The 12,301-nt window shown below is 60.1% G+C and carries 14 protein-coding genes; 11 read left to right on the top strand and 3 right to left on the bottom strand.

What is annotated here, in order from left to right:
- Position 1 precedes the first annotated feature (1 nt).
- The 7 genes from GGD67_RS22795 (at position 2) to GGD67_RS22765 (ending at position 6,035) form a co-directional block, all read left to right on the top strand.
- Positions 2-649, top strand: coding sequence for an isoprenylcysteine carboxylmethyltransferase family protein (locus GGD67_RS22795; protein WP_179735978.1), 648 nt, complete (start codon positions 2-4; stop codon positions 647-649).
- A 50-nt stretch (positions 650-699) separates the two neighbouring features.
- On the top strand, positions 700-1,131 hold the full coding sequence (locus tag GGD67_RS22790) for a hypothetical protein (RefSeq protein WP_049814884.1): 432 nt from the start codon (positions 700-702) through the stop codon (positions 1,129-1,131).
- Positions 1,132-1,139: 8 nt separating this feature from the next.
- Positions 1,140-2,477 carry a pilus assembly protein TadG-related protein gene (locus tag GGD67_RS22785; RefSeq protein WP_179735976.1) on the top strand — a complete coding sequence of 446 codons (1,338 nt, stop codon included), beginning with the start codon at positions 1,140-1,142 and terminating at the stop codon, positions 2,475-2,477.
- Positions 2,474-2,893: a TadE family protein gene (locus GGD67_RS22780; RefSeq protein ID WP_018318128.1), complete on the top strand. Its 420-nt coding sequence runs from the start codon at positions 2,474-2,476 to the stop codon at positions 2,891-2,893. Before GGD67_RS22785 ends, GGD67_RS22780 begins: the two co-directional genes overlap by 4 nt.
- A 433-nt stretch (positions 2,894-3,326) precedes the next feature.
- Complete coding sequence (locus tag GGD67_RS22775; RefSeq protein WP_018318127.1) at positions 3,327-5,006, top strand: type II and III secretion system protein family protein; 1,680 nt, start codon at positions 3,327-3,329, stop codon at positions 5,004-5,006.
- Between the two features lie 12 nt (positions 5,007-5,018).
- Positions 5,019-5,417, top strand: coding sequence for a hypothetical protein (locus GGD67_RS22770; protein ID WP_092253229.1), 399 nt, complete (start codon positions 5,019-5,021; stop codon positions 5,415-5,417).
- Positions 5,418-5,585: 168 nt separating this feature from the next.
- Complete coding sequence (locus GGD67_RS22765) at positions 5,586-6,035, top strand: tetratricopeptide repeat protein (RefSeq protein ID WP_246919628.1); 450 nt, start codon at positions 5,586-5,588, stop codon at positions 6,033-6,035.
- A gap of 37 nt (positions 6,036-6,072) precedes the next feature.
- Here the strand turns inward: GGD67_RS22765 and GGD67_RS22760 are convergent, their stop codons facing one another.
- Complete coding sequence (locus tag GGD67_RS22760) at positions 6,073-6,843, bottom strand: hypothetical protein (protein ID WP_179735974.1); 771 nt, start codon at positions 6,841-6,843, stop codon at positions 6,073-6,075.
- 480 nt (positions 6,844-7,323) lie between these two features.
- Here GGD67_RS22760 and GGD67_RS22755 point away from each other — a divergent pair, with 480 nt between their 5' ends.
- From GGD67_RS22755 to GGD67_RS22740, 4 genes are all read left to right on the top strand, one after another.
- Positions 7,324-7,968 carry a response regulator transcription factor gene (locus tag GGD67_RS22755; RefSeq protein WP_312009988.1) on the top strand — a complete coding sequence of 215 codons (645 nt, stop codon included), beginning with the start codon at positions 7,324-7,326 and terminating at the stop codon, positions 7,966-7,968.
- A gap of 57 nt (positions 7,969-8,025) precedes the next feature.
- Positions 8,026-9,795, top strand: coding sequence for an ATP-binding protein (locus tag GGD67_RS22750; RefSeq protein WP_179735972.1), 1,770 nt, complete (start codon positions 8,026-8,028; stop codon positions 9,793-9,795).
- A gap of 256 nt (positions 9,796-10,051) precedes the next feature.
- Positions 10,052-10,453 carry a hypothetical protein gene (locus GGD67_RS22745; RefSeq protein ID WP_092253223.1) on the top strand — a complete coding sequence of 134 codons (402 nt, stop codon included), beginning with the start codon at positions 10,052-10,054 and terminating at the stop codon, positions 10,451-10,453.
- A 90-nt stretch (positions 10,454-10,543) separates the two neighbouring features.
- The gene (locus GGD67_RS22740; RefSeq protein WP_179735970.1) at positions 10,544-11,275 is read left to right on the top strand and encodes a sulfite exporter TauE/SafE family protein; all 732 of its coding nucleotides are present in this window, start codon (positions 10,544-10,546) and stop codon (positions 11,273-11,275) included.
- Between the two features lie 215 nt (positions 11,276-11,490).
- Here the strand turns inward: GGD67_RS22740 and GGD67_RS22735 are convergent, their stop codons facing one another.
- Both GGD67_RS22735 and GGD67_RS22730 read right to left on the bottom strand, forming a co-directional pair.
- A complete protein-coding gene (locus GGD67_RS22735) occupies positions 11,491-11,943 on the bottom strand; it encodes a VOC family protein (RefSeq protein ID WP_018318119.1) in 453 nt (150 codons plus the stop codon).
- Positions 11,944-11,982: 39 nt separating this feature from the next.
- Positions 11,983-12,192 carry a hypothetical protein gene (locus tag GGD67_RS22730; protein WP_179735968.1) on the bottom strand — a complete coding sequence of 70 codons (210 nt, stop codon included), beginning with the start codon at positions 12,190-12,192 and terminating at the stop codon, positions 11,983-11,985.
- Between the last annotated feature and the right edge of the window lie 109 nt (positions 12,193-12,301).

The raw sequence follows: 12,301 nt of genomic DNA, 5'->3' as shown, positions 1-12,301 counted from the left end.
CATGAGCACGATCGCCCTTCCGAAAACGTCCTCTTACGACCGGACCATGCAGCTGTTCGGCGGCATGTGGTTCATGTTGCTGGCGCTTGGCGTGGCGATCAAGATCGGATCATCGGCTCATGATCCTTGGCCGTCGCTCCTGTCGAGTGTTTGCCTCGCTGTCTTTTACGTGCTCCTGGCGCTGTTGGTCATGACGCGGCCGCCGGCGAAGGCGCAAGCGAACGGCCGTCTCCCAAGGATTGCGGCGTTCGTCGGCACCTATATGCCCTGGACGATCGCCTTCTTCGGCGAAACCGACAAGGCGTTGCCAAACCTGGCGTCCACCGTGTGCGTGTTGATCGGCATGATCATGATGCTGGTCACCATCCGACATCTTGGCAGGTCGTTCAGTCTGGTGCCACAGGCGCGCAACGTGGTGCAAACGGGTCCGTATCGATGGATCAAGCACCCGCTCTACCTTGCGGAAGAAATCGCCGTGTTGGGTGTGGTGCTGAGAAGCCCGACACCGCTGACAGCGGTCCTGCTCGTCTTGCATATCGGCGTTCAGGTTTGCCGGATTTATTACGAAGAGGACCTGCTACGTCGCAACTGCCCGGAATATTCTGGTTACGAAGCATCGCGCTGGAGAGTGATCCCTTACGTTTGGTGAGTTCTGTTCCGGTCGACGACCGGAAGGTGAGTATCGGTCGAGGTCAACTCATGAGCCACAAGAGGTCGTTCGTCGTGGATCAGCGCGGCGCCGTCGCATTTGAGACATTGATCGTCTACCCGGTTTTGGTGGCGTTCCTGCTCATGCCGCTCGCCGACCTGGCTGCTGCGGGCTTCCAGTTTATCTCCGCATGGAGCGCATTGCGCTCCTTCGGGCAGTATGTGCAGTACGCTAATCCGCTCGCCCCTGACGGCACGGTGAGCTGGAAGACAGGGCTACAGACCACAGTCGCTGGTCATGCGATCAGCAACCTTCAGGTCTTGTGCGGAGACGCAGGGGCCACCTGTTCGCCAGGCAATCTGGCTTCTCCCAAGTACATTACATTCTCGACAACCATCACTTTGGCTCCAATTGTGTGGAGAGGGGTGCTGTGTCCCACCACTTGTACCTACACGCTGCCTTACTCAGAACGCTTCCAGTAGGGGCTTCCATGCGTAGTCTGCTCCGTTCCCAACGAGGCTCTGTCGCATTCGCAACGGTCATCGCTCTCGTGCCGCTCATCGGAGTAGTCGCACTCGGGGCTGAGGCCGGATCGTGGTACGTCACCCGTCAGCACGCGCAGAACGCCGCCGACTCGGCCGCCTATTCGGGCGCATTGCGGCTTTCATGTATCATGGTGGGTGCGGCCTGCGACACGTACTCAGTGGATTATCGCGGCAAGGAATTCGCGGCACAGAATGGGTTTTGCAACTCAAGTCCCAACGACGCTACCGGCTATCCGGGCAGAACTTGTCCGACAAGCCTACCGACCAGAATCTCGCGGGCCGTGCAGATCGATATCGGCGATTACAATGGGACCACGTTCACAACGCCACCTGCAGGCACCGGCAATGCCGTTCGCGCCAGGGTCAGCCAGCAACAACCGGCGTACTTGGCGGCAGTGCTGGGTTTGACCACCGTCGACATCCCCGCCCAAGCCATTGCAGTGGTTCAGCAGCCGACCAAGGCCTGCGTCCTGGCGCTTGGACCTGACTCAGGCGCACTCAAGCTTGCTGGTAACCTCAGCAACAACGGAACTGGCTGCGCTCTGATGTCGGATACCAGTGTTCAACTTGCCAGCACTCCAACGTTCACCGGCTCGGGATGGGCAGTTTATGGTGTAAATGGCTGCACCCCCTCAAGCAGCTGCAGCAATGTTGGCGTACCGTACAACTATTTCATGACGTACGCTAACAATCCGCTCAGCAAACTGAACACCGCATCGTTCAATAGCAGGACTGGCAATGCAAGTATGCCATGCACCCTTCAGGCGGATGGGTGGAAGCATTGCGCGCCGAATAGCGCCGGGACTGGAGCTTACGGCAGTTTCACGGTGCAGAACGGCGACAAGTACGTTTTGGACCCGGGAACATATTTCTTCTACAAGGCAAACATTAAGGTCACCGGCGGGCAACTGAAAGGCGCAGGCGTAACCCTCGTCTTGCTCGGAGACTCGCAGCTTACCATCAACGGGGGTACGGTTGATCTCTCCGCACCCGCCACTAACACGTTCTCCTCTGATCTCAATGGCGTCCTGATTGATGATCAGGCTCCGAGCAAGACCAGCAACAAGGTCACCATAAACGGTGGCGGTCTGGTGAGCCTGGGCGGGGCTATCTACTTCCCCAACGTCGACGTTAGCTGGGCCGGTACGACTGCCAGTACGAACACGACCTGTTCGCAAGTGATCGCGAAAACGCTCGACATGAGCGGTGGCGGCTACCTCAGCACGCAAGGCTGTGATCCGGCCACAATCGTATACACCCAGGTTGTCGCTTTGGTGCAATGATGAGAAAGCTCGACAATCGCGGTATGGCGCCGTTTGAATTTATCATGGTGTCCGTGGCGCTTTTCACATTGATGTTCGCCATCTTCGATCTCGGGCGCTATGCCATCACGATGCAATCCTTGCGGACGCTTGCGAGTGCTGGCGCCCGTGCGGTCATGATCAGCTGCTATACGCCTGCCTTGCTTCAAAGCCCGCCGCAGTCGCCGGCCGGCTGCACCGGGGATCCCCTGTCCACCGCTGCCAAGCAGAACGCGGCCCCCTTCCTGTTTTTCGGTGGTCTGACGCCAACGCTGACCGTGGGGGCCAACAGCAACAGCTTGAGCGTTACAGCTTCCCAGGCAAACTTCACGATGCTGATGCCCATATGGGGCGCAGCGCTCAATGCGCCGAGCGCCTCCAACCAGATTCCCTTCTAGTACAAATATGGCAGCACGCCTGACATGTTTCGCTCGACAGCTTTTCGTGGACGCGGCGTGCGGACCAAACGCGCGGGGGCGGAATTACTCGGCCAGGCGAATCGCCAAGCGTGCCACCGACTGTCCTTCGATCGCAAAGCCACGACGGGAGCGCGCGCCAAGAGCGGTTGTGCTGCGGGATAGTTCCCCACAACCAGTGAGAATGATGCGCGCTGGCAACATCGAAGGGTTTTCTTTCTGCTTGCGGCGGTGCGGTAAGTATCTCGTCTTGCAAGCTGCCTGCATGAGGGAGGATGATCTTGGAAACACGAAGTAACGAATTGTAGTGGGACAGATTGTAAGCTCTGCGACGTGGTGCGCAGAGGGGAAATGTTGAGGACGTCGGGCACGTAGATTTGCGGGAATCTCCGTGGATCGCAGTGGGGGGACTCGGATGAGTGGCGATCGCATTTGGGGTAACGGGGCCGGGAGGCTTCTCGCCTTCGGCGTGATGGGTCTGGGCGCGGCGCTCGCCTCCTCTGGGTTCGCTGACCGCGCGGCGGCTGCAGACCGGCGGGGCTCCTCCGGCGGCGTCATCGTCAGCGAGATGAATGACGTCCAGCGGGTCAAGCTCGTCGTCAACAAGTCACGTACCTTCAAGGTCGACACGGCCTTTGCGACGATCGTGGCGGGCTCGTCTGACATCGTCGACGTGAAGTCGCTGAGCGATCATCTCATCTACGTGCAGGGCAAGCAGACCGGCACCACCAATGTCATCCTGTTCGACAGCTCGATGAAGCAGATCGGGATCCTCGACGTCGAGGTCGTGATCGATACCGGCAATCTACAGCAGAACATCCGGACCAGCACCGGCGGGCAAGGTATCCGCGTGTCGGCTTCCGAGGGCCAGGTGGTGCTCAGCGGGGTCGCCGCCGACGCAGTGACGGCCGAGCGGGCCATGGCGATCGCCACCAGCACGGTCGCGAAAGGGGGCGTCGTCGTTAACGCGATGAGCGTCGCGGCGCCGCAACAGGTGATGCTCGAGGTGCGCTTTCTAGAGGTGAGCCGGGAGGCTGGACGCAACCTGGGCGTCAATCTGTACGCGGCGAATGCCAATGGTACCAACGTCGGCAATACCGGTCTTGGTTCAACCACGGCCGTCGGGCGGGCACCCATCGGTGGCGTCAATAGTCTCACTAGGGTACCCACCACCGGCGGCACCAGCAACCTTAGTGCCAGCAGCACTCCTGTTGGCGCCAATCCTGCTGGCAGCCTTCCGATACTCGGAACTCTCGGGACGCTCGCCGGTACTGCAGGAGGCATTGCGCCGGCGCCGTTCGGAAGCTTGTTGACCAGCATTATCAGGACCAGCAGCGGGGGCTCGGTGGACCTGTTGATCTCGGCGTTGGAAACCAAAGGATTGGCACGCCGGCTGGCGGAGCCAAATCTGACCACGCTGTCCGGCGATGCCGCCCGCTTTCTCGCCGGCGGCGAGTTTCCAGTGCCGATACCGACCCAGACGCAGAACGGCTTTCCCACCATCACAATTGACTACAAGAAGTTCGGTGTTGAGCTCGCCTTCGTCCCCACTGTGCTCTCGCGCGGTGTGATCAATCTTCGCGTCGAGCCGTCGGTCAGCGAACTTGATTTCGCCAACGCTGTGACGATCCAGGGGACGACCGTTCCTGCGCTGACCCGCCGCGACGCGCGAACCACGGTTGAGTTGCGCGATGGCCAGAGCTTTGCCATCGCCGGCCTGTTGCAGACCCGCAATCGCCAGGACGTCTCGCAGTTGCCTTGGATCGGCTCGGTGCCGGTGATTGGAAGCCTGTTCAGCAGCAAATCGTATCAGCAGGAGGAAACCGATCTGGTGATCATCGTGACGCCGCGCCTGGTCGCGCCGGCGGCACCCGGTCAGCAACTGGCATCGCCACTCGACTCCCGCCTGCCGGCCAACGACGTCGATTTCTTCCTCAATGGTCAGATGGAAGTCCGCAAGCGGTACAATGACTACGTCAATTCCGGAGGCGAGGTGAAGGGGCCGTATGGCCATATCATCGCGCCTGAAGTCCGGACCCCCGTCGTCGTCCCGGCCGCGAGTGCCGATCAGACGGTCGTCAAAACTCTAAACTAGAGGACGCGCGAGATGACGATCAGGTATCTGGCTCTGTTTGCGCCCTTCCTCCTCGGGGGATGTTACGGCGTCGCCGGTCATGACGAGGTGGACCGCTACTTTCAGCGTTCCGACAGCATCACGATGACCGCCGGCGATGCCAAGCAGGTCAACGCCGTGACCCATACAATTCATCCATGGCCGCGATACGTCGGTGATCGCCGGATCGCATACGACGCTCGACGTGTGGGCTCGGCCGTGACGCGTTACGGCAACCAGCAACAGCCGGTGGATCAGCTTCCCGACATGGGCGATCCGACGAAACTCATGGGCCAGCGGCCTCCGGTCACGCAGAATGTCAACGTAACTGGATTGGGTGCGGGAGCATCGGCGGGAGTATCGGTGCCAGTCGGCGGGGCAGCGGGCAGGTAGCGGCTTCTGGTAAATGAGTTGAGCGACGGGACAGTTGAGTGCAGTGCAGTGCGTCCGCTGGGCCGGGCGGGGGACAAAATTATGCGACGTGCCATTCTACTGCTGACCTGTTGCTGGCTGGCGCCAGGCCTTGCGGCATGTGACTATACCACGAGAGAGGCTGCCATCGTGGCTCCCGTCGAGCCACCGGGTGGGGACCCGGTGCAGGAGCCGACGGACGTCAAGTACTACCCGTCGGACGAGCCTGTGCGGCTGGGCCTGGAGCATTACAATCGCGGCAGTTACGGGCTCTCACAGCGCTATTTCAAGGACGCCGTCGAGAAATCACCCAAGGACGTCACGGCCTGGATTGGTCTCGCAGCGAGCTACGACAAGCTGCGTCGCTTCGACCTGGCCGATCAGGCCTATGCCCAAGCGATCCGGCTGGGAGGCGAAACCGTTCAGATCCTGAATGACCAGGGGTACTCGTACATGCTGCGCGGCAATCTGAGTGCGGCGCGACGGAAGTTCGAGAAGGCTTATTCGCTCGATCCAGGTAATCCGGTCATCGCCAATAACCTCGAGCTCCTCAATGGCAGCCGGCGGTTCATTGAAAGACCACCAAACAACCAGCCTTAAGTGGTCGATCGGCTACTGCGATCGCGGCCAGTTCTCGTCAGTTTGGCCCAATCACAGCATCAGCGTAACGGCTGCCGCTCCGGATGATGACAACGACGCCATTGCGAACGGTAAATCGCGCGCCGAGCAGTTTCCGCACCTTCTCCGTGATCGGAGAGGGAAAGGGAACGGTTTCTCCCACGACGGGTTCGCCGACCTTTATCGTCTCAGTCGCGGGGCCAGCAACTGGTGCAGGCTTGATATAGTCTCGGATAAGCTGAATCTCTTCACGTGACAGGATGAGCGGAGCCTGGTCAGGTTGGGTCTCCGACAGCGGCTTGGGTGTTCCGCTGCTTGCCTTTTCACGTATCTCATTGGTGCTTGCGATCTGATCGAGCCTGGCTACGCGTAGCTTGAGCGCGATGATGTCACGTTGCAGTGTTGCGATCTCCAATTTGCGCGCGTTGACCTGCATGAAGACGATGATCGCGCAAACGCAGCTCACGATGAAGCCGACACTCAGCAGTGCGATCAGCCAACGCTCGAAGTTTCCCATCGACCCTCCGGTCGTCGGGGGGAGTTGATCGCGCTGGAGATGGCGCCGCCAGATGCGGCGTCCTCGGTCGATCCAATCGGTAGAGCCCGTTACGCCGGTCGCCGCCTGGCCCGACCCAAAATGCGCAGGCGACGAGGTGGCTTCCTCGCGGGCCGGATCGACGAACGACATCGTGTCGACTTGCTCAAGCTCTGGATTCTCGGGAACGCGATCCGCCGTCGTCAGATGGGCGGCAGGATGGAAGGGATCCATCTGCTTATCGAGCCGGCCCATCTCCGCTCTCCATGCAGCCATCTATCAACTTCAGCAGTTCCGCCGACGCGGCTAGAATAGGGTACCCGAGGATTCGATCAATCGGAACGGAAAAGGCTCTAAGCCGCGGAGCCGCTCGAAGGGTAGCTTCAAGAGATAGGGTGCCAACTCGAAGCCAGGGTTCACCCGCGCGGATGCTCCGACCACGCAGAACTCGGCAACCACCCTCGCATAGTAAGCACAACCATAAGTAGTAGAATGCCCGCTCTTGAAAAGCCGGAATGCGGGCGTCGGCCGCCAGAAGAGATTCAAATCCGACGGAGAATCGCACAGGATCAACGTCCACTTGCCGCCAGCGGCGCGACACGGCTATGGGGCAGGGCCACCGAAAATTGCCTAGGTGACCACGTCCGGCAAGTGGATTGGTGGAATGACAATCCTTGATTGAAGTTGATTGATACCCTAATACCGTTGCTTTACAGGCAACACAGGTGCGGACCGGTGCGGACGATCATTGCTGACGATCACGCGATCATGCGGGAAGGTCTGAAGCAGCTCCTGTCGACCGTCGACGATCTTATTGTCAGCGGAGAGGCGGCGGACGCAGAGGCTGTTCATCGTCTGCTGAACGAAAACTCCGCCGATCTTCTCATCCTTGATCTCGGCATGCCGGGTGTGAGCGGCTTTCAATTCATAGCTCACCTGAGAACCGTTTGGCCGGCGCTGCGGGTTCTTGTCCTCACCGCCAATGTCGAGCCGCGTTCCGTTCGAGCAGCTTTTTCCGCGGGCGCGAGCGGCTATTTGACCAAGAGCGGCGATCCGTCCGAACTCGTTGCTGCGATCGATGCCATCAGAAAAGGCAACCTCTATGTTGCGGAGGAGGTTCGCTTCGCAGTGGACCACGGCCCGAACGTAATCCCGGAGCCGATCGCCGCGATCGTATCTCCGGTTGCGCTGACAAGGCGTGAGCGGCAAATCCTGGCGATGATCCCTCACGGCGCCACCAACCGCGATATCGCCAGCCGTCTCGGCATCAGCCCGCTCACCGCCCGGAAACATCGCGAAAATCTCATGCGGAAGCTTGACCTGCACAATGGCGCTGAGTTGACCGCCTACGCGGTTCGTCTCGGCCTTCCAGCGGGGTAGCGCAACGGCAACTCGCAACCGAAGCCGCCGCACCTGCCGGCGCGCGGAGAGGTCTCGATGCAAGAGGACAAGATACGCGAGGCGCTCGTAGAGCTCCTGTATCGCAATTCCTATGGAGTGGTGGCTTCCAACGTCGTCATCTCCCTAGCGGCAGCGTCCGTGCTAAGGAGCGCTGTACCGGCGAGCTGGTTGATCGGATGGCTCGGCGCGGTGTATCTGCTCACCGCCATACGCGTCCTGGCGGCGCGCCGGTTCTTCAAGCGGGTTAGAGAGCCGACCTCAGTGTTGCGATGGGCTTGGCTTGCGGCTGCGTTTTCCTGCGTGTCGGGCCTGCTGTGGGGAATGCTCGGTTGGGTTGGCTTCCGTCCCGAGGAGCCCATTCTTTTTTCATTCACTGCTGTTGTCTTGACCGGTCTGATCTGCGGCACGGTTCCGTCGCTCTCGGCCTTTCCGCCTGCTTTGGTCGGCTCGATCGTCGCAACGATGCTGCCCTTCACGGTACGCTCGATCGCCAATGGAGGCGATATCTCCGGTGCGTATCTCGCCCTGCTCGGCGGGCTTTTGACCATCAATCTCTATTACTGCCGTACGACGTACCGCATGCTGCATGAGAGCATCAGGTTGCGTTTGGAAAATGTCGAGCTCGTTAGCCACCTCCAGGAAGAACGCGACCGCGCACAAGCCGCGGACCGCGCGAAAACGCGTTTCCTCGCGGCCGCCAGTCATGACCTGCGCCAGCCGATCCATGCCTTGAGTCTTCTGATTGCCACGCTGGCGGCGCTGGGCCACCGCGGCGTTGTCCAGTCCGGCGATGCACGCGATCTGGCAGGCAAGGCAAAATCCATCGTCGGAAACCTCAGTGCCCTTCTGAACGGACTGCTCGATATCTCGCGGCTTGACGCCGGCGTCGTCACTGTTGCGAGGGAGGCGGTGAATCTGTCCCAGCTTTTCAACCAGTTCAGCAATGAATTCGCTCCCGAAGCGAAGGATCGCGGCCTGGATTGGCGTGTCGTTGAAAGCCGTCTCCAGGTGGACAGCGATCCCATGATGCTGAAACGGGTCCTGGGCAATCTGCTGTCGAACGCCTTTCGATACACGAGGTCCGGTGGCGTTCTGCTCGGTTGCCGCAGGCGCGGTGCCTCGGTGGAAATCCAGATATGGGATACCGGCCCCGGCATTCCCGCAGATCAGCAAGCGATGATCTTCGAGGAGTTCGTGCAGTTGCAGAACCCGGCGAGGGATCGCACCCAAGGCCTTGGCCTTGGCCTCGCCATCGTTCGCCGCACTGCCGCACTGCTGCAACATCCGCTGAAGCTGGTTTCCGTCGTCGATCGCGGTTCGATGTTTTCCGTTACGGTTCCGCAAGCCAGTGCAGTGGCGCCTCCCTTGCCCGATCACAGCGCGCCACCTGCAGATATCGCCATCAGCATCATGGTCGTGGAAGACGAGGGGGATGTTCTCGACGTCATGGTGCGGCTGCTCACGCTGCAGGGCCATCGGGTCTATGCCGGCCGGTCTGCAGCCGAGGTGCAACAAATTCACGCGGAGGCAATGGCGACCGGCGATGCGCCGGTCGATCTGATCGTCACCGACTACCGCCTCGGAGGTGGTGCTACTGGCCAGGACGCAATCGAGGCTCTTTGCGCCTATATCGGCCGCTCCCTGCCTGCCATCATCGTGACCGGCGATACCTCGCCGGCGCGCATCAAGGAAGCCAGCGCCAGCGGTCATCGTATTCTCCACAAGCCGATCGCCGGCGAGCAATTGAATGAAGCAATTGTTGCCGCCTATGTAGATCGCAAGCAATCAATCAATAGCGGCTGCTAAAAGCACGCGTAGCTTGCTACCAAAATTGGCGATCAACCGGCCACGGTTGAGGTTGCATCTCCGCGCGGACGCCCACCGCGCCACCACCTGTGGCGACAAAGGTCTTTCGGCTTTCCCTTCCAGCCGGGTACGAAATACGACATCTGCCGTATCGCTCGCGGATTGCCCCAGTGATATCCCTGTGGATGTCATTGCCGCCGTCGCTGGGTACGGTGCTATTTCGCCCAGCAGCGATAATCAATTTCGAGTTTAAAGCATGACGCTCGAATATGAGAAGCAGACGATGTGTCATCAATCGCGCGATTTAGCTCCCTCAATATCTATTTTCGACAGCAAGGTGCGAAGCGTCCTCAAAGATATTCTCGTCTCCCTTCACGTATCGCGGCGCCTTGGAGCGAAACGCGTAATCGGAGAGTACCGGCATTTGCTTGCGAAGGACTGTGCTTCGTTGAATTTTCGGACGCGCACAATGCGTAATCTGGACAGGGGAGTTGCCGATAACCCCCGCGCCCGGCGAGCAGCGCCACCTCTCAAGGCGTGGACAATGGCTGTCCTGGTTGGCTTCGGCATTTTGCACGTCGTCGGAGAACGCACGCTGCATCAGGCGCCGAGTATTCGACCGATCGAGCCGGCAACGGCAGCGATCCAAGGCGACTAGATGGATTGGTTGTTTGTCGTTTGAGTGAGCTCGAACGACCCGACGCTGTCCCGCCATCCACGACGACCAGCATCTTTAGGAAGCGGTGTCATGTCCGACATAGCGGTTTATCTTGTGCTAAGCGGGGCGGTGTTTGCAGGCGCGTTCGTGTCTGGCCTTTCCGGGTTTGCGTTCTCGGCGGTCGCTGGCGCTATCCTGCTACACGTGTTTCCGCCTATCGAAGCTGTGCCGTTGATGATGGCCTGCAGCATCACCGTGCAAGCCGCCAATCTGTATGCGCTCCGCAAGAGCATGCAATGGAGAACCAGCCTGGTTTTCATCGCTGGTGGATTATTAGGCGTTCCGATTGCGATCTATCTCCTGCAGAACGTGGATACAGGTATTTTCAGATTGGGATTTGGAGTGCTCGTGTCGCTTTACGCGGCATACGCCCTGGTGCGGCCGACGGCTGCCTACTTGCGTCAGATGGAGAGCCAGAGCAGGAACGCGCTGGTGGGGTTTGGCGGCGGCCTTGTCGGCGGGTTGACAGCGATGCCTGGCGCACTTCCTGCGATCTGGTGCGATATCCATGGTCTTCCGAAAACGCAGCAGCGCGGCCTGGTTCAACCCTACATCGGGGTCATGCAACTTTTTGCCCTCGCTCTCATGCTTTCGCACCACAGCCTCTCGTTGAAAGTCTTGATCGATTTTGGCATTTCTCTGCCCGCCTTAGCTGCGGGAACGGCTGCAGGTATCGTCTTGTTCGGTCGAATCAACGAAGCAGCCTTCAAACGTATCATCCTTGGCTTGCTGCTGTTTTCGGGACTTTGCCTTGTGATTTAGCAGGACCTCGTGGGAAGGCATGCGTGCTTCTGCGTGCGCGCCGGTCCGGGCCGGCTGCTCATCTGCGCGAGCACGGAATTGAAGTTGTCGCCGACCTAGCGGGTGTGGGCGAAAAGACCGTCAGCCGTCACCTCCACGAAATGTCAGGGCAGTGGCTGGAGTTTCCGCAGCATGGTCGGCGACGGTATCGAGCGGAGGAGCGGTGTCCACGGGCCTCATCCCCCGAAGCCATAATAGTCACGCACCACGGTCTCGCGGAGCTTGCCGGGCTCGAAGATCTCGATCACGACCCCGTCGGGTGCGCCGAGCATGAAATAGCCGCCGCCTCCGCCGAGGCGACGAATCGGATTGGGAACATGAAGGCCCGCAGCGGTCATGCGTTCGTAAAGCTCGTCGATGCCGACGACCTGCATGCCGAGATGATGGACGGCATTCTTGCCCTCGCCGCGTGGCAACTGGTCATAGAGATGCAGGGCGCCGATGCCGACCTTGATGAAGACGTTGCGGGCACCGGCAACGTCGCCATCCCACTTCACCTCGGCATCGAACCACTTTTTGTAGAAGGCGATTGTCGCATCGACGTTGGATGCGAACAGATGTACGTGCTGGAGGTGATAGCGCTGCTTGGTGCCGTAGGGATACTGCCACTCGTTCTCGGGTGTCGTCATGCTGTCCTCGGATGTTGGAGTTGGATGTTTGATGTCGCGTCAGCGCTTCAGGAGCAGGCAGGCGCTTTCGGTCAGCGGAATGGTCACCTCCTGGGCCGGGATCGTGCGGAGGATCTTGTAGAGGTCCCACTCTCCCTTGGAGTCCTTGGGGGCCTTGACTTGGGCGAGGTACATGTCGCGGACGACGCGGCCGTCCTTGCGGATCGTGGCGCCATGCGTGAAGGCGCTCTCGATCCGCGTTGCGCGCATTCTTGCGACGACTTGATTTGCGTCGTCCGACCGGTCGCCTCCACGGCCTGTAGATAGTGACGCACCGCCTCGTAAACGCCGATCTGCATGAAGGTCGGCCGCTGTCCCT

The sequence above is a fragment of the Bradyrhizobium sp. IAR9 genome, from assembly GCF_013408065.1.
Taxonomy (GTDB): Bacteria; Pseudomonadota; Alphaproteobacteria; order Rhizobiales; family Xanthobacteraceae; genus Bradyrhizobium.
This window is presented reverse-complemented; position numbering and strand designations above follow the sequence as displayed.